This window comes from Alteromonas alvinellae (genome assembly GCF_902705805.1).
Genome location: NZ_CACSIH010000098.1, coordinates 1 through 20,959, shown reverse-complemented (window position 1 = coordinate 20,959; position 20,959 = coordinate 1). Strand labels below are relative to the sequence as shown.

Below are 20,959 nucleotides of genomic sequence, written 5' to 3'. Positions count from 1 at the left end.
TTTATTTTCCAAATGAATGCGACGAGCGACACTGGTACACTATATCGCTGTAACTGTTGATCTCCCTAAGCTCTCGCTTTTTATACGGTTATTTCTCATTTTCTCTGCGAAACCATTCTTCTAAATCTTTAAAAGCAGTTGTCTCTGTCAGCCCGATCCTCAATATATAACATCATGTGATGTGTTGCATATAAAAAGATAATTATTTTTATTGTTTGATGGTGTGCATAATGCGCAGCATCAAACTTTAGTTTAATTTTTTAGAGAATCTTGCAATGAAAACTTTTACCCGTCTATTGGCAATAGTAAGCCTAACTGCGCTTGTCGCTGCATGCGGTGGTGACGAGCAGGATCCAAGTCAATCAATGAGCGCTAGCGCAAATGCTGGTGTTCCTGTTGATGTGGCAACGGTAGTGTCTCAGCGTTTAACCGAGTGGGATAATTTTACAGGCCGTTTAGAGTCTCCGCAAATTGTAGCGCTTCGTCCTCGCGTGTCGGGCTACATTGACTTTGTTGCGTTTGACGAAGGCGAATATGTCGAACAAGGGCAAACTCTATTCTTAATTGATAACCGCACGTTTAAAGCAGAAGTTGATCGACTGACTGCACAACTTGAAGAAGCCAAAAGTCGCGTTCAGTTGGCTGAGCAAAACTATAGCCGTGCTTTCAAACTTCGTAAAACTCAGGCGGTTTCTGAAGAAGTTCTTGACGCTCGTTTAGCTGAGAAAAACCAAGCGCTTGCTAGCTTAAATCAAACGCAAGCCGCACTTGAAGTAGCGCGCCTAAATCGTGGCTTTGCTCGTGTTGAAGCACCTATTTCTGGGCGTATTTCTCGCGCAAACATCACTGAAGGTAACTTTGTTACCGCAGGACAAACTGAACTCACCCGCATCGTTTCCACCGACCGATTGTATGCGTATTTCGATATTGATGAGCAGACGTATCTGAACTACGTAGGTAGCGATAACAATGCGTCTACCGCAGTCAATGAACAGCCAGTAGCGATGCGCCTTGCTAACGAGTCTGATTATAACCACTGGGGTCAAATTGATTTCATCGACAACCAGGTTAACGGTAGCACCGGCACACTTCGCGTTCGCGCCGTATTTAATAACGAAGAAGGTCGTTTAATTCCGGGATTATTTGCACACTTAAAATTGGCAGGTGACACCGATGAACAGGGCATTCTTATTAAAGAAAAAGCTATCGGCACAGATCTTAATAATAAGTTTGTACTGGTTGTAAACGACGAAAGTAAAGTGGAATACCGTGCGGTTAAGCTAGGCGACAAAGTGGGCAGCATGCGCATCATCACAAGCGGCTTGAATGTAAACGACACCATTGTGGTTGATGGCTTACAGCGCGTTCGCCCTGGTGCCCAAGTTGCCGCTAACGAAGTGCCTATGGGTGATGAAGATGCTCTGGCAAACTTATCTAGCTGGCAGTCACGTGTTGATAACGCAACACAAGTAACCCAAAACATGGCGCAGGTTGAGGATGTTTTATCTGGTGGTTCATTTGCCACAGGTACAGCAACAGCAGGTCTTAAGTAATGAACATTTCGCAGTTTTTCATTAGCCGCCCAATTTTTGCGGGCGTGCTTTCCCTACTTATTTTTATAGGTGGTGCAATTGCTGTCTGGCAACTGCCTATCACTGAATACCCAGAAGTAGTGCCGCCTACCGTGGTGGTAACTGCGAATTATCCTGGTGCAAATCCAGAAGTTATCGCGGAAACAGTTGCAACGCCGCTAGAGCAAGAGATAAACGGTGTTGAAAACATGCTGTACATGTCATCACAGGCAACCAGTGATGGCCGTATGACGCTAACAATTACGTTTGCCATTGGCACTGATCCAGATGAAGCTACAACGTTGGTACAAAACCGTGTAAATCGCGCTACGCCACGTTTACCTCAAGAAGTGCAGCGCCTAGGTGTGGTAACTGAAAAATCGTCACCAGATTTAACCATGGTTGTGCACCTGACGTCGCCTGATAATCGTTATGACATGCTTTATCTTTCAAACTATGCCGATCAGTTTGTTAAAGACGAGCTAGCGCGAATCAATGGCGTTGGGCAAGTGCGCCTGTTCGGTGCTGGTGAGTTCAGCATGAGAGTGTGGTTAGACCCCAACAAACTGGCTGCGCTCCAGTTAAACCCTGGCGATGTGGCAGCAGCTATAGCCGATCAAAACCAGCAAGCGGCGGCAGGTAGCCTAGGCGCACAGCCTACGGGCACCAGCGAATTTCAGCTGCTTATAAATGTGCGCGGCCGTTTAAAAGATGAAGCAGAATTTGAAAATATTATTGTTAAGTCGGGTGATAATGGTGAAATAACCCGTCTTAAAGATGTTGCGCGTATCGAACTAGGTTCAGAGTTTTATGCACTTCGTTCACTTATTAACAATAACCCTGCGGCAGCGGTGCCGGTTTTCCAAGCACCAGGCTCTAATGCAATCCAAATTTCAGATGACGTTCGCGCTCGAATGGCGGAACTGTCTAAGGCGTTCCCTGAAGGCCTTGAATACGAAATAGCCTACGACCCTACCGTATTTGTTCGCGGTTCGATTGAAGCGGTAATTAGTACACTTCTTGAAGCCGTATTGTTAGTTGTACTTGTTGTTGTACTGTTCTTACAAACATGGCGTGCGTCTATTATCCCACTCGTTGCAGTACCTATTTCACTTGTGGGAACGTTCGCCTTTATGCAGTTAATGGGCTTCTCGCTTAATGCACTGTCGCTGTTTGGTCTTGTGTTGGCAATCGGTATTGTTGTAGACGACGCCATCGTTGTTGTCGAAAACGTAGAGCGTAATATTTCTGAAGGCAAAGCGCCGTTTGAAGCCACCGTACAGGCAATGAAAGAAGTAACCGGTCCTATCATTGCCACAACACTGGTACTTGCTGCGGTATTCGTACCTACTGCTTTCATGAGCGGGCTTACTGGGCAGTTCTATAAGCAGTTTGCGCTAACAATTACTATCTCTACGGTAATTTCTGCAATTAACTCGTTAACGCTTAGCCCTGCATTATCTGCATTGCTGTTGAAACCTCACGGTAAAGCGAATGACTGGTTAACCCGTTTAATGGATAAAGTGTTTGGCCGCTTTGTATTTTCACCGTTTAATCGTTTCTTTGACCGTAACTCAAAGCGCTACACTGGTGCTGTGGGTGGGCTTATCCGTAAGAGCAGTATCATCATGGTGCTTTACGCGGGTCTGCTAGGGCTCACTTACTTCCAGTTTGCCAATACACCAACAGGCTATGTTCCGCCGCAAGATAAGCAGTATTTGGTCGCCTTTGCTCAACTGCCTAATGCAGCAAGCTTAGACAGAACTGAAGAAGTGATCCGTGAAATGTCTCGTATTGCTATGGAACACCCTGGCGTTGAAGATGCGATTGCATTCCCTGGCTTGAATATTAACGGGTTTACCAATAGCCCAAGCTCAGGTGTGTTGTTTGCAACGCTGACTGACTTTGATAAGAGAACGACGCCTGATCTATCTGGTGGTGCCATTGCCGCCCAGCTTAACCAGAACTTTGGGTCTATTAAAGGTGCCTTTGTGGCAATATTCCCGCCGCCACCAGTAATGGGGTTAGGCACGATTGGTGGTTTTCGTTTACAGGTTGAAGACAGAGGGAACCTAGGCTTTGAAGAACTTGAGCGCGTAACGCAAGAAGTGATTGGCAAAGCGTGGGCACACCCAGCGCTAACCGATGCATTTACCAGCTTCACTGTTGCTGTACCACAGCTCGATGTAGATGTAGACCGTGAAAAAGCGGTGAGCCAAGGTGTAAACATCGATACCTTGTTTACCACCATGCAGGGCTACTTAGGTTCGTTATACGTGAACGACTTCAACTTGTTCGGTAGAACTTATCAAGTAAATGTACAAGCTGATGCCCAATACCGTCAGGATATTGAGAACATTACGCAGTTTAAAGTGCGTAATGCACAAGGTGAGATGATCCCGCTTGGCTCATTCTTGAACATTGAGCACAGTGCAGGCCCAGACCGTGTTATGCACTATAACGGATACGTCACCGCTGAAATAAACGGTGCAGCAGCGCCAGGCTATTCGTCTGACCAAGCGAAGGCAGCTATTGAAGAAATACTGGCTGAAACGTTACCACTTGGCATGACTTACGAGTGGACTGAGATCACCTATCAGCAAATATTAGCGGGTAATGCATCAGCGTTTGTATTCCCATTAGTTGTGCTTTTAGTGTTCTTAGTGCTGGCTGCTCAATACGAAAGCCTGCGTTTGCCACTGGCAATCATATTGATTGTTCCCATGACCTTGCTGAGTGCGCTTATTGGTGTGCAAGTTTATGGCGGCGACAACAATATTTTTACCCAAATAGGTCTGATTGTACTGGTTGGCCTTGCAACGAAGAACGCCATTCTTATTGTCGAGTTTGCAAAAGAGCTTCAAGACAAGGGGATGGACGCGCTTTCAGCCATTAAAGAAGCAAGTCGCTTACGTCTTCGTCCAATACTAATGACGTCCATTGCTTTCATCATGGGTGTGCTGCCAATGGCGGTATCAACCGGTGCCGGCTCTGAAATGCGTCAGGCCATGGGTGTGGCAGTATTCTCAGGCATGATTGGTGTTACCGTATTTGGACTTATCTTAACTCCGGTATTTTATTACCTGATACAGCGTAAAGGTTAACTCTCCCGTCTACCCAAGCGTTGCCCTCTTAAGGGGCTCTTTAGGCCACTCATTTGAGTGGCCTTTTTTTTGCCACCATTGGTCAGCTTTTATCTCGTTTTGTGAAACCGAAAAGCTTATATTCGCTCGTATCCTGTTGAAAACAGAAAGAATGGAGATTCGAATGAAAGTAGGTGCGGCGATAGTAATGGCAATGGGCATGGTGGTTGCTGTGTCTTTGCTTGGTGTTCAGGTGTCTTCTGCCATGAACGATATGCAAACGTGGGATAGAGTAGTAACCGTAAAAGGATTGTCAGAGCGAGAATACATTGCTGATCAGGTTATTTGGCCTATTCAATTTGTCGACGCGGGCAACGACTTACCTCAACTGTATGAACATATCGAAAAGAATAGCTTTCAGGTGGCTAACTTTTTAGAAGAGAAGGGCATTTCAGCAGAAAGTATTACTATTGGAAAGCCTGAAATAAATGACAAATTGGCGCAACAATACGGAAGTAGTGAAAAAGCGCCATTTCGCTACAGTGCCATTCAAACTGTTACTGTCTTTTCAAATGATGTTGAAAAGGTGCGAGCGCTTATGCAGCAAATTGGGGAGTTAATTAAAACGGGTATTGTATTATCAGACCAAAGCTACCGTGCTCAGCCCGATTATGTATTTACCCGCTTAAACGAAGTAAAGCCGGCAATGATTGAAGAAGCTACGCTCAATGCGAGAGAGGTGGCGGAAAAATTTGCCAAAGATTCAAAAAGTACGTTGGGCAAAATTAAGCGCGCCAACCAAGGGCAGTTCAGTATTTCTAGTCGCGATAGTCATCATCCACATATAAAGAAAGTGCGCGTGGTGTCTACCATCGAATATACCCTTATTGACTAATATTCATGCTATGCTAATACGCTCACGCAATATTGAGTAGAACGCGCATTTGTGCACTTTATGTATTAGATTACTGCTAATGTCTACTGGCTAGATTCGCCTATATGCGTTTTAATTTAGGATAGTGCCGAGTATTCTCAAGCACTTAAAGCTCATTGACTAAGGGTGGTAAGCCTGAAATGACGGATATCAAAGCTCAATCTAAGCAGCTTGAATTTTTTGAAATCCCAAGTCCTTGTGTAGGTGTCTGCGAGTCTGGTCCAAGAGGGTACTGCAAAGGCTGCTATAGAAGTCGTGATGAGCGCCTTTATTGGCTTAAAGTTGATGATGCAACAAAAAGAAAGATAATTAGTGCGTGTGTACGACGTAAAAATGCAGTTTTATCAAAATTACGCAAAACGCAAGCACTGAAGGGCGAGGAGGCGGCACAACAGTTTTCTCTTTTCGATGAGCCGCCTGAAAGTCGTTAAAAAAGAGTTTGAGATTTATTAATGCCGTTAGAAAAGTATGTTTCGTATGCTGCGAAATCATTTACGCTACCCGAAATTTGCGTGCGCTTACGCTCAACGCTAGACAATCCTCGTTCGAGTATTGAAGACATCGCTGTACTAATCAGTGCCGACCCCTCTCTCACTGCTAAGGTGTTACGCCTGGCCAATAGTTCGCTTTTTCGTTTCCCCTCTCAAATCGAATCTGTAACAAAAGCCATAAATGTTATCGGTGGCGAAGCCCTCTATAATTTGGTTATTGCTGAAACTGCAACCACTGCGTTTAAGCATTTTGATACATTGCTAATTGATTTAGACAAGCACTGGCATGCTTCTGTTTATTGCGGGATGGTGGCGAAGAGTCTAGCCATGCGGCTGAATGTTCGTGGCGCCGAACGCTTTTTCGTGATGGGTATTTTGCAAAACCTGAGCGAGCTCATTGTTGCGAAGAAAGAGCCTAAGCTTTATGACAATTACCGAAATGGGAAAAAGAGTGACTTGCCACATATTGAGCAACTGGCTCATTTCGGTTTTACCTTTGCACATTGCAGCGGTATCATACTTGAAAAATGGCACTTACCGATTGGTCTTTTTTATCCCGTATCGTTTATGAACGATGCAGCAAAATATACTTCTGACGTTGATGTATGTGTTCTTGCAATTGCAAGTCGTATAACACTTAGTCAACTTGATAAAGAAAACTATGCTGACATTGAACTTTTTACGCCAGAAATAGCCAATACAGTAAGTCTCGACATGGAAGTGATAAGTAATTCAATTGAATATGCTGAGCAAGAAACAGCAAAAATTGTGTCGCTTATTCACTGAGCTTTCAGTGCATCAATTCTGTCACCGCACTTTTATATTGTAAATCAGAGTAAAGCTCTCCCAGAGGATTGGTATTACGTGCGTCTCGAATAGACGTAATCTAATAACTATAATAGCTCGACGTAAAATCAGATTATGTTTAGAAAAATCTTCCGGCCACGTGTTGTTGTAGGTGCCATTTGTATTGGCGTGTGTTTATCTGCAAACGCGAGGGATCTTATTGAAACGCTTTATCATGCAGATTTTACTCCCGACGCCGATGATGAAATACCGCGTTTTACATTAGACGGAGAGCTCGGTGTTTTAATTAATACAGGCAACACGTCTGCAGCAAGCGTTAAAGCGGCGGTCAACGCTGACCACGAAACCGAAAACTGGAGCAGTATTTATTTTGCTGAACTGCTTTATAAAGAAAGTGGTACGCCGACCACAGAGCGCGATATCAGCGCACAGCGCTTTTTCACGAGCGCACAATTCGACTATAAACTTCTTACGCCGGGACGACGCCTCTTCATGTATGGCGATTACGAAGACGATCAGTTTACCGGTTATGAACACCGTGCTTCACTTGCTGCGGGTTGGTCACAGCGCGTGTGGCGAAATGAAGATAGCGAATTTCGTTATAGTGTCGGGCCAGGGTATACCTTTATTGAAGCGGAAGAAGACAACGAGAGCCTTGTGAATGACGGCATTATAGTGCGAGCGTCTGCCGAGTATAAATATCATTGGAGCTCGGGTGCAAAATTAAGACAATTCGTTAGTACAGAGGCCGGCGAAGAAAATACAAAATCTCGCTCAGAAACCTCGCTTTCTGCCAATGTATTTGGATCATTGGCAATGAAATTATCATTCATATTAAATCACGAAACAGACACTCCTGAAGATGTCGCGGCGTTAAGCACAGAAACATCGGTAGCGCTGGTCTATCAATTCTTTTAGTCAATTAGTGTAAATTAATAGTCGAATATAGGCTTTTTGCCGCGTTCTCATTGACTGAGAGGTTTGAAAATGTACACTTCGCACCATTGTTTGTGATACCAGTTCCTCTGGTGCATTACTTAATAGACTTCTTTTTAAACTCGTGTTGTACCGCCTTGCAGTTCAAAAGGTATCGCGTACAACGAATGGACCGATAATCAATAGGATTGTTCAATGAAAAAGCAAGTGCTTGCATCTCTAGTTGCAATTTCTCTTTCTCCGGCTGTTTTCGCTCAAGACGATGAAGTGAAGCCTTTCACAATGGAAGGTGAGCTAGGTTTTATCTCTACCTCAGGTAACACTGAAACAACATCTATCAGCGCAGGTATTCAAGCGCATCAAGAACTTGAGAAGTGGAGTAACGACTACGTTTTAAAAGGTCTGTACAAACAGGAAACTGTTCAACAAGAAAATGATGCAGGCGAGCAAGAAGATATCGAATTTACTTCTGCACAGAAGTTCTTCGGTTCAGCGCAGGGTAACTACAAACTCGCCAACCCAGATAACCGTTTATTCGGATTTGCATCTTATGAAGATGACCGGTTCAGCAACTTTAACTACCAGGCTACTGTAGCTGCGGGTTGGAACCAAAAGGTTCTTCAAAACAAACGCCATACCTTAGAATATTCAATCGGTCCGGGTTATTCTTTTATTGAAACTCAAGACGGTGAAAACCTTGATAGCATGATTGTTCGTGCATCATCAGCATATTCTTGGAAGATTTCTGATACTGCTAAATTCACTCAAACAGTGAGTACGGAAGTGGGGGCTGACAACACTAAGTCACGTGCCGAATCTGCGCTTACGGCTACCATTAGCGGTAACCTTTCTATGCGCCTTTCATTTAAATTAGACCACAACACCAACGTTGATGAAGATGTAGAAAAGCTTGATACTGAAACTGCTGTAAGCCTAGTTTACAACTTCTTCTAAGCCGAACTAATTTGTTTAAAGGTCAATAGGCCCTTCAAAATATCGAAGTAAAATGATAAGCATAAAAAAACGCTGCACACAGTGCAGCGTTTTTTGTTTAGGCTACAAACAAGGCTTCTTAGTGAAGAATGCGAGTCTTAATTGTGCCATCAATTTGTTGAAGCTCTGCCAATGCTTCATAGCCACGGTCTTCTTTAACATCCACAACCACGTAACCAATTTCCGCGTTGGTCTGTAGATACTGGGCTTCAATGTTAATACCTTTTTCTGCAAACGCTTGGTTAATTTGGGTAAGAATACCCGGTTGGTTTCTATGTACGTGAAGCAGTCGTGAACGACCGGTGTGCTCAGGCAGCGATACTTCAGGGAAGTTAACCGCTGATAGCGTAGAGCCGTTGTCGCTGTATTTCGCTAGTTTTCCTGCCACTTCAATTCCGATGTTCTCTTGCGCTTCTTGTGTGCTTCCGCCCACGTGTGGCGTAAGAATAACGTTGTCGAACGCACGAAGCGGTGACTCAAACTCTTCAGTATTAGACTTAGGCTCTACTGGGAATACATCAATTGCTGCGCCATTAAGGTGGCCGCTTTCCAATGCCTTTGCAAGCGCGTCAATATCAACGACGGTACCGCGAGAAGCGTTAATTAAAATGCTACCTTTTTTCATTTGAGACAGTTCTTTCTCGCCAATCATGTCTTGTGTTTGAGGCGTTTCAGGCACGTGTAGCGATACCACATCAGAGGTATTAAGCAGTTTTCCCAGTGACTTCACCTGGGCAGAGTTACCCAACACAAGTTTATCTTCGATATCGAAGAATTGAACGCGCATACCTAAATGTTCAGCAAGAATACTTAGCTGAGTACCAATGTGACCATAGCCAATAATGCCAAGGGTTTTTCCGCGAGCCTCGTAAGAGCCAACCGCAGTTTTTTCCCATTCACCACGATGGGCTTTGGCGTTTTTGCTTGGTACTTGACGAAGTAGAAGAATAATTTGCCCAAGAACCAGTTCAGCAACCGAGCGAGTATTAGAAAACGGGGCGTTAAATACCGGGATGCCGCGACGTTGTGTGGCGTCAAGATCAACTTGGTTAGTGCCAATGCAGAAACAGCCAATAGCCACAAGCTTTTGCGCTGCATCAACCACTTTTTCGGTAATTTGGGTACGCGAGCGAATACCAACAAAGTGGGCGTCTTTTATCTTCTCAATTAACTCATCTTCAGGAAGTGAGGTTTTGAGAAATTCAATGTTGCTATACCCATTGCTTTTTAGTGTCTCCAAAGCACTTTGGTGAACACCTTCCAACAACAAAATTCGGATTTTATCCTTCTCTAATGAAACTTTGCTCATGAACTCGCTATCTCTCACTGATGTAATTTGGTTTGCTTGCATCGCCAATCCAAGACTAACTGAACGTACAAGTATTAAAAGCGTAGCTTTGTATAACCTGTGCGGTAATGTGCATCACTACGCTGCTCTGAAGCCTTGCTTTAGCAAAACTGCTACCAAGCTTTTATAATCGCGTTGATTGCTTTCGCTACTAATGACGCGGACCTTAGTTAGCGTAAGCGTTAAAACGCCTCGCACCTCACTAAAGACATCTAGACGTCTAAACGGAAATTAACAGAAAACGCATTAAGTTGAAAGCAGTATTTTGTATAGCTTTTCACCGTACTATACGCCGTGCCAAGCTATCACTTAAAGGTTTCAACACCACTTTCTGTGGCACTTAGTACAATATCCGCGCCTCTTAGCGCAAAGATACCGTTAGTCACTACGCCCGGAATATTATTTATTTTTTGTTCCAGTTCGCGCGGATTAAGAATCTCAAGGTTGTGTACATCTAAAATAACGTTACCGTTATCTGTCACTACTCCCTGTCGGTATTCAGGATCGCCACCAAGCTTTACTAGCTCTCGTGCTACGAAAGAGCGAGCCATGGGAATAACCTCGACCGGTAGTGGAAATGAGCCCAATACAGGCACACGCTTGCTTTCATCAACGATACACACAAAAGTAGTTGCGGCGCCGGCTACAATTTTTTCGCGAGTGAGTGCTGCGCCTCCACCTTTAATCATATGCTTGTGTTCAGTAACCTCATCAGCCCCATCGATATAAACCGAAAGGTTGCTGACTTCGTTTAACTCGAACACTTCAATGCCTAGGGCTTTTAAACGCTCGGTAGATGCTTCTGAGCTTGATACTGCGCCTTCAATTTTGTGTTTAATGTTACCGAGTTCTTCAATAAAGAAATTTACGGTAGAGCCTGTACCCACACCTACAATGCTATCTGCTTCAACATATTCGATGGCTGCTTTGGCTACGGCTTGTTTTTTTGCGTTCTGATCCATGGTCATTCTCCGACTTATTGTGTTCGCAAGTGTATCGTATAAGCGTACATGAACCCACAAGTTCGTATATTCAATTTGTTATAATGACTATCATGAGTTAGTAAAATGCAGGGTGCGCGTGGGTGTTACTATAGCATCGAGCGGCACATCCCACGGTGCAATAGGTAGGGCATCTACTTCTTGAATGTCGTGGGCAATGCCTACCAACTTTGGCGCACGTTTTTTAAGAGGCGAATGAGAACCTATTTGGCGCTGAATAAAGCTTAATGTACGATCGTAATAGCCACCACCCATGCCTAAGCGATTACCGTTATTATCAAAGCCTACAAGCGGCATAAGAATAACATCACATTGCGTAACAGGAACAACGTCTTTACAAGCCAACACGGGTTCTTCAATGTTGTATTTGTTCCAAATAAGCTGGGTGTTTGGGTTGTAAGCTAAGAAAAGTAGATGCCCTTTGCATACAGGGTGTAGTACAGGAAGTGTGAATCTTTTTTTGCTTGAAGCCTGCCAAACAGAATTGATGTAGTACTTTAAATTGACTTCGCCGTCGTTAACTAAATACCCCGCTATTGTTGTGCCCTCGTTGAGAAAAGGCAGGGCATTGAGTTGTAATGCTATGCGTTTTGCAGCATCCTCATGTTGTTCACTAGATAACTCACGGCGCGCTACGCGAAGCTTTTTCCGCAGCTGTGCGCGAGCTTGCATGCTTTCTTGTGAAACGTTTATCTGCATGATTGAAGGCCTTACTCGCTTTAAACCAAAAAGTTAACGATCAGATTCACCTAAATAGTGATTAAGTACACGAACCAATTCACTACTCTCAATGGGTTTGGTCAAGACATCATCAAGGCCTTGCTCACGCAAATGTTCTGGCTGAGTTATCACATCCGCCGTTAATGCAACAATAGGTAAATTTGGCTTAAACCCCTTTATTTTTAATGTTGCTTCATCGCCTTGAATACCTGGTAAATTAAGATCCATAAGAACTAAGTCGACTGGATTAGACTTGGCGTATTCAACGCCTTCCTCGCCAGTGCTTACCACAGAAAGCGACACGCCCAGTTTTTCGAACAAGGTTTGAATAACCACTTGGTTTATATAGTGGTCTTCAACTACCAATACATTTACTGAGTTATCTATGTTTACTTGGGCGACAAAGCTGCGCGGTTGAGCCTCAACGAACTGGTTTGCGCTTAGGGCGTCGGCAGGTAAGGTAACACTTATTCGGGTACCGTGATTCAACTTACTACTAACTTTAATAGACCCGTCCATGAGCTCGACAAGGCGCTTCGATATATTCAAGCCTAAGCCGGTTCCACTTATTTGACGGGCGTTTTCCATTCGCTCGAAAGGTGTAAAAAGCCGTTTTTGATCGTCATCGCTCATACCAATGCCTTGATCAATGACATTAAATATTACCTTGCCGCTTTTGTATTTTACCTGCGCCTTCACAGATTTACCGCGACCAGTAAACTTAATTGCATTGGACAGCAAATTAAGCGCGACTTGTCCAAATTTGGTGTCGTCAAAAAACAGCGTATCGGGTACGGCGTCATCAATATTTGTAGAAAATATGATACCGCTGTCTTCAGCGCGGATCTTCGTTAATGAAAACAAGTGGGTGAAAAAATCTTTGGTGTTTACAGCGCGCGGCATTACGCGCATTTTACCCGCTTCTATCTGCTTTATGTCTAAAACAGAATTTACTATTTCTAAAAGCCTTTCACCGCTTTGGCTCACATGGGAAAGTGGTGTAGTAAATGACGAGGGTAAATTTAACTTTTGAGCTTCGCCTTCAAGCAGTTGGCTAAATGTGTTTATCGCATTAAGTGGCGTTCTGATTTCGTGGCTTATGTAAGACAAAAAATCAGATTTAAATTGGCTGGTACGCTCTAGCTCTCGGTTTTTACGCTTTAGTTCTAAATGCGCTACTACCGATTTGCTTAGGGTTTGAAGTGATGCTCTCTGCGCTTCTGTCAGTGTTTTAGGTTTACGGTCAATGGCGCAAAGTGTACCGATTGCGTGTCCCGATGGGGTGATGAGTGGTGCGCCAGCATAGAATCGAATATCAGGGGCACCTGTTACCAAAGGGTTGTCATGAAATCGAGGGTCTAATGTGGCGTTAGAAATTTCGAACACTTCTTCTTGCAAAATCGCATGAGAGCAAAAAGCAATTTCCCGGGACGTCTCTTCAGCATCCAACCCCACTCGTGATTTGAACCACTGGCGATCAGGGTCTATTAAGCTAATAAGTGCTATAGGGGTTTCGCAAATTTGCGAAGCGAGCGCTGTCAGGTCATCAAAGAGTTGTTCAGCTTCGGTATCAAGCACGTCATAGCTGAGTAGTTCGGCAAGACGTTCGTCTTCATTTTGAGGGAGGGGCGCCGCTTTCATAACCGTTGAGTTTAAACCTAGCTGTAAATAAAAAAGGGATTGTGTATTAACAATCCCTTAAACATATCATAGAGCGTAGGTGTCTATGAATAGTTGTTCCAGCTTTTTGTGGTCAACTTTAGTCGCTACCTTTATGGTATTTGCTTCATTCCATAGCGGGCTCGGTGTTGTACCTTTAGGTGCAACTACAGTTTGCCCTCTATCTAGTGTCCCTGTTCCAACACGAACGTGACCTTCAGTCAGTTCAAATAGCTCAGGGTGGCGAAGGTGGGCAATCGGGAATGCATCGTGGAAGAAACACACGCGATCTTCACGGTTTTGCGAGTAGAAATCCATGTAGAACTGGGCGCTTTCTTTCACAAAACCACCAAGGGTATTGTTTTTCTCTTCAAGCTTTTCAACAAAGGCTGGCGAGAAAGGCGTGAAGTTTGTCACGTCCAAACCAAACATGGTCAGTTCCCAGTCTGCTGCGAAAACGATTTCTGCTGCATGTGCATCGTTCCAAATGTTCGCTTCAGCCACTGGCGTAACATTACCTGGTACAAACGCTGCACCACCCATAATGCTAACGCCTTTTACCAACTTAGGCAGTTCTGGCTCAAGACGAAGTGCAAGGGCCAAGTTACCTAGTGGACCAATAGCAACAATGGTGATTTCGCCAGGGTATTTACGCGCCATATCAACGATAAACTGCGCAGAGCTGCGTGGGTCAAGCTCGGTTTTAGGCGCTTCAGGCTTAATATGACCAAAGCCGTGCTCGCCGTGTACGAAGTGTGCGTACGTTGACTCTGGGCCAACCCACGGCATACCAACACCTTTAGTTACAGGGATATCTTTACCTGCAATTTCACAAAGTGTTAGTGCGTTTTGCGCAGCCATTGTTACTGGAACGTTACCGTAAACGGTAGTTAAGCCAAGTACTTCAATATCTGGAGATTGAAAGGCGAAAAAGATCGCCATTGCATCATCAATCCCCGGATCCGTATCTAATATGATCTTATGTGCCATCAATTTATCTCAGTGCGTCTTGCTAGTTGGCGTGTTTCGCTAAGAAACGATCCACTTCTTTTTGTGTTGGAATACTCTGCGCTGCGCCCTCGCGGGTTACCGCAATAGCTGAAGCTGCACACCCGCGACGCAATGCTTGTTTAGCATCGGTGTGGTTGCTGTATGCAGACAGGAAATAACCGATAAAGGTGTCACCGGCTGCGGTGGTATCTACCGCGTCTACAGAGAATGCTTTTACTTCTACAACTTCATGTTTGCGCAGCATCATTACACCCGCTTTACCTAGTGTAATAATAACTTCGCTGTGTGACCATTGCTCTTTGAACACTGTCACAATATCTTCAAGTTCTTCTTTACCGGTAATCGCAGCAGCTTCGGTTTCATTTACGATAAGTAAATCTACACAGTCTAATGGAAGCTGCTTAACCGACTCGCTCATAGGCGCTGGGTTAAAAGCTACTTTAAGCTGCTTTTCTTTCGCTTGGCGAAGTACTTCTTCAATGCTGCTTGTTTCATTTTGGGTTAGTACCCAATCTGAAGGACGCGTATCGTCTAACGCTTGCATTACGGTTTTTGCGGTAATGGTTTGGTTAGCACCACCAAACAATACAATGGCGTTTTCACCGCTAGGCGTGACTTGGATAATCGCGTGACCTGAAGGAACTTCTGAGCACTTTACGCCACGACAATCAACACCCTTCTTAATAAGAGCTTGTTTAAATGAGGCGTCGTTTTCGTGAATGCTGCCGACGTGTCTTACGTCTGCACCTGCTTGCGCTAAAGCAATAGACTGGTTTGCACCCTTACCACCTAATAAGGTTTGATAATGGGTAGAGGCCAACGTCTCACCAGGCTGCACAAAGTGTTCTACTTGGTAAACGTGGTCAATATTGATAGAGCCAAAATTTATTATTGCCATTTCTTCTTCCGTCGAAAGAGGGCGCTTCCCAGAATGCCGCTGTCCATGTTTCGCCCGTGAACCGAAAAGTTCAGGGCGGAAGTATCACAATTGCCGTAGGCTTCTCGATACGCGTCGAGCTTGCACAATAGCAGCTGTTTCAACTTCCTTGGTTTAAAGCATCGGCCAGGGACATGAATGAACTAGCAAACATCCCAGGAAACATTGTTGTTGTATTAACGCAACAGGGTATAACAAACGCGAGATCCAGTGAAGAGGATCACCTAAAGCGCTTTATAACTATTTTGCGTGGTGATTATAAAAGCGGTAAAAAAATATTACTTTTCTTGACCAATTGGTCAGCAATTATACACGCATATAAGAGAAGCTCAATAATAACCAACAAGCAAATGCTGGTATTAAACGCTAATGAACACTGTCATGCTGTTGCGGGAGGAATTCCATATCCAACAACCACGATCTTAGATGAAATCTGACGATGTTGCTAGCGGTCCGGCAACGAATTTAGCTAAATCACCGCGAATTAAACACTGTTTGAACAGTGAGTAAACAACGATTAAGCACCATCGTTTAAAGTGTGTACGACACAGTGTTATTAGACCCTGAATGTACCTTTGCCGTTTGTTCAAAGTTAGAGCAGTGGCAGGGCAAAAGGAGGCGTTACACATTGATATTTGCTAGTATTAACTCCATCAAGAGATGACATTGACGTAAGTCGCCGCCAAAATAGATGGTAATTAATCACTTTATAAAAGTGGCGCCTGAATCTCAAACTATTCAAAACAAAAGAGAACAATTCGTGGAAAAAAAGCTCGATTACGATAGCGTAAGTAATAAATTGTCTCAGCAAGGTGTAATTGTTGACGCTGCAGAAGTGCATGGCATTCTTTGCGGTATGCTTTGTGGTGGCATGTCGCTGACCGACCAAAAGTGGCTAGAAGCGTTAAGTGAAACCATTAATCAGGGTGATGCGTTTAGCGACCCTACTAAGCACCTTTTGAATAACCTTTTCAATCAAACCTGTCAGCAGCTTCTTGAGCCAGAATTTGCGCTAAATTTGTTACTTCCTGACGACCAAGCTCCGATAAATGACCGCGGAGCTGCACTGATTAATTGGGTGCAAGGTTTTATGCTTGGGTTTGGTCTACACCAACAAGATCTTATGCAATGTTCTGACGATGTAAAAGAAGCACTTGAAGATTTTTCAGATATTTCACGCATGGAAGAGCCGATGGATGCAGATGAAGAGTCAGAGAAGGCGCTATTTGAAGTTGAAGAATACGTGAAAATTTCAGCAATTTTATGCTTCAGCGAACTTGGTCAATCGCTGCTAGATGATCAACAAGACACGCCATCCGTACACTAATAATTTAAGGTAATAGAAGCGGCGGTAAGTCGCCATTTGCTTTAACGAGAGTTTTTTAGGGTTTTCTTTTTTATGATTAGTGCGCAAGAGTTTATCGCTAGGCAAGACCGACTACTTGCTCAGTGCAAGCCAAAAAGTGTGTGTATTGTGCCAGCAGCAGGTATGGTAACCCGAAGTCGCGATACCGAATATACGTTCAGGCAAGATAGCGACTTTTGGTATCTGACAGGATTTGAAGAGCCTAATGCTTGGTTGATATTGTCTAACCACCCTCGTTATGGTGAAAGTTATCGTGCAATGGTGGTACAAGAGAAAGACAAAAGTGCAGAGATTTGGCACGGCAAACGCTTGGGAGCCGAAGCTGCACTTGCCCGATTTAGTCTAGATGAAGCGTTTGAGTTGCAAGAACTTGAAGAAGCGCTGTTAGCGTCAATTCAGGGTCAAGACAATGTGTACTTTTCGTTGGGGCACAAGAAAGACAATGACCTGTTATTTACTGAGGCACTAAACACCTTGCGCGATGCGCCTAAAGAATCATTGGCGCCAAGGGCGATTCACGACTTACAGCCTATTTTACACGAAATGCGTTTATTCAAGTCAGCGTGTGAAGTGGCCATGATGAAAGCGGCGGGTGAGATAAGCGCACGTGCGCACAAGCGAGCTATGCAGTTCGCTGCGCCTGGTTGTTACGAGTACCAGCTAGAAGCTGAAATTCACCATGAATTTGCCATGGCGGGAGCCCGTTCACCCGCTTATAGTACTATTGTTGGAAGCGGCGATAATGCGTGTATTTTGCATTACACGCAAAATAACGCGCAGGTAAATGACGGTGACTTGATCTTGATCGACGCAGGTGCTGAATATCAAGGTTATGCTGCGGATATCACGCGAACGTTTCCTGCAAATGGAAAGTTCAGCCACGCTCAGCGCGAAATTTACACCGTTGTATTAAAAGCGCAAAAAAGCGTGTTAGACATGTTAGCGCCTGGCGTCACCTTGTCACAAGCCATGTTACATAGCGTAGAAATTATTACTCAAGGTTTAGTTGACCTTGGCGTTCTTGAAGGTAGTGTGGCAGAAAACCTTGAAAATGAAACGTGGCGTCAGTTTTACATGCATGGTTTAGGGCACTATTTAGGTCTAGATGTGCATGATGTAGGCAACTACAAAATTGACGGTGAAGACCGTCCGTTAAAGCCTGGCATGGTGATCACTGTTGAGCCCGGCATTTACATTAGCCAAGACAGCAACGTGCCGGAAAAATACAAAGGCATTGGTGTAAGAATTGAAGATGATGTGGTGATTACTGCGACGGGTGTCGATATTCTTACTGCAGATGTGCCAAAAGACATTGATGAGATTGAAGCACTTATGGCTGAAAGCAGAGCCTAGTTGTCAAAATTTGCTAAGTCTACCAAGGTTTGAAAAACTGCGATAAGTGTGAAATACGGAATTTTGGTTTAAGTTACCGGTTTAAGTTACCGGTTTAAACTAGCAGTTTAAATTACGCTAAAAACTAGCCTTTAATATAAAGAAAAAATCTCAGAATTAACGCTTTTAATAATTATAGCCTCTGGGCAACAGGAAAATAAAAACAGTGGAATCGGCAGCAGCGGTTGACGTAGTAATTATTGGTGGTGGTATTGTCGGTACTGTATTAGCCAAAGCACTCGCAGAGAAAGTATCTCCTGCAAACAGCTCTGGCTTATCTGTCACCCTAATTGATGCGGCTGACCCAGAGCAAACCAGCAAAAGCTTTGTCGACTTTAACCCTTTTACCGACACCCGTGTTATTGCCTTGGCAAGGCGTACCGTTGAAGAACTGTCTCACATGGGGCTAAACCTTGATGATGTAGCTAAGCAGCACAACGGTGAGTTACCTCCTCAAATTAAGCATATTGAGGTTAGCGACAAGGGGCACTTGGGGCTATTAGACCTTCAAAGCAGTGACTACCACATTGACGCGTTTGGCCAGGTGGTGAGCTTAAGCGCACTAACGCGATTGGCGGCAGGTGCAACCTCAAGCTACCAATATATCGCACCTGCCAAGGTAACGAACGTAAAGCAGCAGTCTAATTTTGTAGAGGTGCAGCTAGATAGTGGGCAATCGCTTACCACAAAGTTGCTGGTACTAGCCGATGGCGGTCGTTCAGGATTAGCTGACCAGGTTGGCATTTTAAAAACAGTCGATGATTATCATCAAACGGCCATTGTCTTTAACGTACACACTCAGCTCCCACATGAAAACAAAGCGTACGAGCGTTTCACCCAAAGTGGCCCGCTAGCGTTCCTGCCTTTCGACAGTGAAATCGATGATATCAAGGCTAGTGGAAACGGCTTTTCAGTTGTATGGACTGTAGATACTGACGCAGCAAAGTCGTTAATGGCATTAAACCAATGCGCATTTATCAAGGCCCTACAGGAAGCATTTGGCTATCGACAGGGCAAAGTATTGAGAGTCAGTGAGTTGGCAAGTTACCCGTTAGCGCTTACTAAAGCCCAGCAAGTTGCTAGTCATCGCACCGTGGTGGTAGGGAATGCGGCACAGGCGCTACATCCTATTGCAGGGCAAGGCTTCAATCTAGGCTTACGCGACTTAAATGCTTTGGTGTCGGTGCTGCAAGCGTCAGCGGAAAAGCACGGCGAGCATAATTCATGTGAAGAGAAAAACGATACAATCGCATCCGCTAATTTCGATGCAGGTGCTTTTAGTATTACTCAGCATTACGCCAATTCGCGTAAGAATGACAGGGATAACACGATAGCCCTGACCGATACGCTAGTTCGCACCTTTTCAAACCAGTATTTTCCAACGGTAATTGGGCGTAATGTATCGTTATTGGCATTAAGCATGATGCCCCAGGCGAAAAAAGCGTTTGTTAAACACACGACGGGCTACGGCGAAACACCACTAAGAAAAAGAGATAACAATGCAGCATGTTGATATAGCGATAGTGGGCGGCGGAATTGTAGGGCTAACCCTTGCAGCGGCGCTTAAACACAGTGAATTGAGCATAGCAATAGTCGATAAAGCGGCGTGTTATCAGACTCTGGACGAGAAGCCTACGGCGAGAGTGAGTGCCATAAACCAGGCTAATATTAAAGCGCTGCAACAGTTTGATGTGTGGTCGCATTTGCAGCAAGACCGCGCCACCCCTTACACCGACATGCATGTATGGGACAAAGACAGTTTTGGCGACATTCACTTTTCATGCGATGAAATGGGCAGTGATGCTCTTGGCGTGATTGTAGAGAATCAGGCTTTAGTTAATGCACTGTCTAAATCTGTGGAAGTGCAGCCTAACGTGGAGTTGATCACCGCGGGTATTGATAGAGTGTTAGCTGGCCCAAATCAAACCATGCTGATGCTTGATAATGACGACGTGCTAAGCTGCAGGTTGTTAGTAGGCGCCGATGGCGCAAATTCGTTTGTGAGAAAGCAGGCTGGCTTGCCTATTACTTTTAAAGACTACGAGCATACCGCGATTGTCGCTAATATCAAAACGGTAGAGCCGCATAATAATGTGGCGAGACAAGCGTTCACACCCACAGGACCGCTCGCGCTACTGCCTATGTCTGAGCCAAATGTATGTTCTATTGTATGGTCTCAAACGCCAGAGCAAGCAAACTCATTAATGGCATTGGATGACGCTGCGTTCTGCAATGCGTTAACTGCGGCTAGTAATAGCGTTCTTGGCACTATTTCGCTTGAAACCAAGCGCGCCGCTTTCCCGTTGACCATGCGTTATGCACGCCAGTGGGCGAAAGACGGTGTGGTGCTGGTAGGCGACGCAGCGCATACCATTCACCCGCTTGCAGGGCAGGGCGCTAACTTGGGAATGCAAGATGCGCTCGCACTGGCGGAAACCCTAAACAACTTAAAGGCGTCGGGCAAAGACATTGGTTTGTACAAGCACTTACGCAGCTACGAGCGAAGCCGTAAAACAGAAGCCACGAAAATGATTGCCGCAATGGACGGCTTTAAATTCTTATTCGACGGCGACGACCCCCTCAAAAAGTTGCTCAGAGGAATCGGTCTTTCAGCCACAGACAAACTCAGCACCATTAAAAACGCCTTCGTCAGCCATGCCATGGGCCTATAAATCCAAAAAATGGGGTCAGAGTCTGAGGTATCCCCACA

The 20,959-nt window shown here is 44.7% G+C and carries 17 protein-coding genes and 1 other RNA gene; 11 read left to right on the top strand and 7 right to left on the bottom strand.

Annotated features, from left to right (window positions below; all coding sequences use genetic code 11):
• Positions 1–275: 275 nt before the first annotated feature.
• The 7 genes from ACX5KA_RS06190 to ACX5KA_RS06160 all read left to right on the top strand — a co-directional run bounded on the left by ACX5KA_RS06190 (position 276) and on the right by ACX5KA_RS06160 (position 8,776).
• The gene (locus ACX5KA_RS06190; RefSeq protein ID WP_039218571.1) at positions 276–1,553 is read left to right on the top strand and encodes an efflux RND transporter periplasmic adaptor subunit; all 1,278 of its coding nucleotides are present in this window, start codon (positions 276–278) and stop codon (positions 1,551–1,553) included.
• Positions 1,553–4,675 (top strand): efflux RND transporter permease subunit, encoded by a 3,123-nt coding sequence (locus ACX5KA_RS06185; protein WP_458730680.1) that lies wholly within the window; start codon positions 1,553–1,555, stop codon positions 4,673–4,675. Before ACX5KA_RS06190 ends, ACX5KA_RS06185 begins: the two co-directional genes overlap by 1 nt.
• Before the next feature lie 163 nt (positions 4,676–4,838).
• Positions 4,839–5,549 carry an SIMPL domain-containing protein gene (locus tag ACX5KA_RS06180; protein ID WP_458730679.1) on the top strand — a complete coding sequence of 237 codons (711 nt, stop codon included), beginning with the start codon at positions 4,839–4,841 and terminating at the stop codon, positions 5,547–5,549.
• Positions 5,550–5,728: 179 nt separating this feature from the next.
• Positions 5,729–6,019 (top strand): DUF1289 domain-containing protein, encoded by a 291-nt coding sequence (locus ACX5KA_RS06175; RefSeq protein WP_458730678.1) that lies wholly within the window; start codon positions 5,729–5,731, stop codon positions 6,017–6,019.
• 21 nt (positions 6,020–6,040) lie between these two features.
• Positions 6,041–6,865, top strand: a complete 825-nt coding sequence (locus ACX5KA_RS06170) for an HDOD domain-containing protein (protein WP_458730677.1) — start codon at positions 6,041–6,043, stop codon at positions 6,863–6,865.
• 135 nt (positions 6,866–7,000) lie between these two features.
• Positions 7,001–7,804: a DUF481 domain-containing protein gene (locus ACX5KA_RS06165; RefSeq protein ID WP_039218564.1), complete on the top strand. Its 804-nt coding sequence runs from the start codon at positions 7,001–7,003 to the stop codon at positions 7,802–7,804.
• A 213-nt stretch (positions 7,805–8,017) separates the two neighbouring features.
• Complete coding sequence (locus ACX5KA_RS06160) at positions 8,018–8,776, top strand: DUF481 domain-containing protein (RefSeq protein WP_458730676.1); 759 nt, start codon at positions 8,018–8,020, stop codon at positions 8,774–8,776.
• Between the two features lie 118 nt (positions 8,777–8,894).
• Here ACX5KA_RS06160 and serA read toward each other — a convergent pair whose 3' ends face one another.
• From serA to ssrS, 7 genes are all read right to left on the bottom strand, one after another.
• Positions 8,895–10,124 (bottom strand): phosphoglycerate dehydrogenase, encoded by a 1,230-nt coding sequence (gene serA / locus ACX5KA_RS06155; RefSeq protein ID WP_458730699.1) that lies wholly within the window; start codon positions 10,122–10,124, stop codon positions 8,895–8,897.
• Positions 10,125–10,468: 344 nt separating this feature from the next.
• Entirely contained in the window at positions 10,469–11,125 is a 657-nt protein-coding gene (gene rpiA, locus ACX5KA_RS06150) for a ribose-5-phosphate isomerase RpiA (RefSeq protein ID WP_039218561.1), read from the bottom strand.
• Positions 11,126–11,215: 90 nt separating this feature from the next.
• Positions 11,216–11,863, bottom strand: a complete 648-nt coding sequence (locus ACX5KA_RS06145) for a 5-formyltetrahydrofolate cyclo-ligase (RefSeq protein ID WP_458730675.1) — start codon at positions 11,861–11,863, stop codon at positions 11,216–11,218.
• Between the two features lie 33 nt (positions 11,864–11,896).
• Positions 11,897–13,525, bottom strand: a complete 1,629-nt coding sequence (locus ACX5KA_RS06140) for a hybrid sensor histidine kinase/response regulator (RefSeq protein ID WP_458730674.1) — start codon at positions 13,523–13,525, stop codon at positions 11,897–11,899.
• A gap of 66 nt (positions 13,526–13,591) precedes the next feature.
• The gene (locus ACX5KA_RS06135) at positions 13,592–14,533 is read right to left on the bottom strand and encodes a nucleoside hydrolase (RefSeq protein WP_014980008.1); all 942 of its coding nucleotides are present in this window, start codon (positions 14,531–14,533) and stop codon (positions 13,592–13,594) included.
• A 22-nt stretch (positions 14,534–14,555) separates the two neighbouring features.
• Positions 14,556–15,452: a ribokinase gene (locus tag ACX5KA_RS06130; protein ID WP_039218556.1), complete on the bottom strand. Its 897-nt coding sequence runs from the start codon at positions 15,450–15,452 to the stop codon at positions 14,556–14,558.
• A 21-nt stretch (positions 15,453–15,473) separates the two neighbouring features.
• Positions 15,474–15,656, bottom strand: a non-coding RNA gene (gene ssrS, locus ACX5KA_RS06125) — 6S RNA.
• 595 nt (positions 15,657–16,251) lie between these two features.
• Here ssrS and ACX5KA_RS06120 point away from each other — a divergent pair.
• From ACX5KA_RS06120 to ACX5KA_RS06105, 4 genes are all read left to right on the top strand, one after another.
• Positions 16,252–16,818 carry a UPF0149 family protein gene (locus tag ACX5KA_RS06120; RefSeq protein ID WP_458730673.1) on the top strand — a complete coding sequence of 189 codons (567 nt, stop codon included), beginning with the start codon at positions 16,252–16,254 and terminating at the stop codon, positions 16,816–16,818.
• Positions 16,819–16,890: 72 nt separating this feature from the next.
• The gene (pepP, locus tag ACX5KA_RS06115; protein WP_458730672.1) at positions 16,891–18,210 is read left to right on the top strand and encodes a Xaa-Pro aminopeptidase; all 1,320 of its coding nucleotides are present in this window, start codon (positions 16,891–16,893) and stop codon (positions 18,208–18,210) included.
• A gap of 205 nt (positions 18,211–18,415) precedes the next feature.
• Complete coding sequence (locus ACX5KA_RS06110) at positions 18,416–19,762, top strand: FAD-dependent monooxygenase (RefSeq protein WP_458730671.1); 1,347 nt, start codon at positions 18,416–18,418, stop codon at positions 19,760–19,762.
• On the top strand, positions 19,749–20,921 hold the full coding sequence (locus ACX5KA_RS06105; RefSeq protein WP_239258647.1) for an FAD-dependent monooxygenase: 1,173 nt from the start codon (positions 19,749–19,751) through the stop codon (positions 20,919–20,921). The genes ACX5KA_RS06110 and ACX5KA_RS06105 overlap by 14 nt, the downstream gene beginning before the upstream one ends.
• Positions 20,922–20,959: the final 38 nt, after the last annotated feature.

What these genes read in the sequence shown, in the direction of transcription:
- ACX5KA_RS06190 (WP_039218571.1), top strand. Translation starts at nt 276, where the DNA reads ATGAAAACTTTTACCCGTCTATTGGCAATAGTAAGCCTAACTGCGCTT.
- ACX5KA_RS06185 (WP_458730680.1), top strand. Translation starts at nt 1,553, where the DNA reads ATGAACATTTCGCAGTTTTTCATTAGCCGCCCAATTTTTGCGGGCGTG.
- ACX5KA_RS06180 (WP_458730679.1), top strand. Translation starts at nt 4,839, where the DNA reads ATGAAAGTAGGTGCGGCGATAGTAATGGCAATGGGCATGGTGGTTGCT.
- ACX5KA_RS06175 (WP_458730678.1), top strand. Translation starts at nt 5,729, where the DNA reads ATGACGGATATCAAAGCTCAATCTAAGCAGCTTGAATTTTTTGAAATC.
- ACX5KA_RS06170 (WP_458730677.1), top strand. Translation starts at nt 6,041, where the DNA reads ATGCCGTTAGAAAAGTATGTTTCGTATGCTGCGAAATCATTTACGCTA.
- ACX5KA_RS06165 (WP_039218564.1), top strand. Translation starts at nt 7,001, where the DNA reads ATGTTTAGAAAAATCTTCCGGCCACGTGTTGTTGTAGGTGCCATTTGT.
- ACX5KA_RS06160 (WP_458730676.1), top strand. Translation starts at nt 8,018, where the DNA reads ATGAAAAAGCAAGTGCTTGCATCTCTAGTTGCAATTTCTCTTTCTCCG.
- serA (WP_458730699.1), bottom strand. Translation starts at nt 10,124, where the DNA reads ATGAGCAAAGTTTCATTAGAGAAGGATAAAATCCGAATTTTGTTGTTG.
- rpiA (WP_039218561.1), bottom strand. Translation starts at nt 11,125, where the DNA reads ATGGATCAGAACGCAAAAAAACAAGCCGTAGCCAAAGCAGCCATCGAA.
- ACX5KA_RS06145 (WP_458730675.1), bottom strand. Translation starts at nt 11,863, where the DNA reads ATGCAGATAAACGTTTCACAAGAAAGCATGCAAGCTCGCGCACAGCTG.
- ACX5KA_RS06140 (WP_458730674.1), bottom strand. Translation starts at nt 13,525, where the DNA reads ATGAAAGCGGCGCCCCTCCCTCAAAATGAAGACGAACGTCTTGCCGAA.
- ACX5KA_RS06135 (WP_014980008.1), bottom strand. Translation starts at nt 14,533, where the DNA reads ATGGCACATAAGATCATATTAGATACGGATCCGGGGATTGATGATGCA.
- ACX5KA_RS06130 (WP_039218556.1), bottom strand. Translation starts at nt 15,452, where the DNA reads ATGGCAATAATAAATTTTGGCTCTATCAATATTGACCACGTTTACCAA.
- pepP (WP_458730672.1), top strand. Translation starts at nt 16,891, where the DNA reads ATGATTAGTGCGCAAGAGTTTATCGCTAGGCAAGACCGACTACTTGCT.
- ACX5KA_RS06105 (WP_239258647.1), top strand. Translation starts at nt 19,749, where the DNA reads ATGCAGCATGTTGATATAGCGATAGTGGGCGGCGGAATTGTAGGGCTA.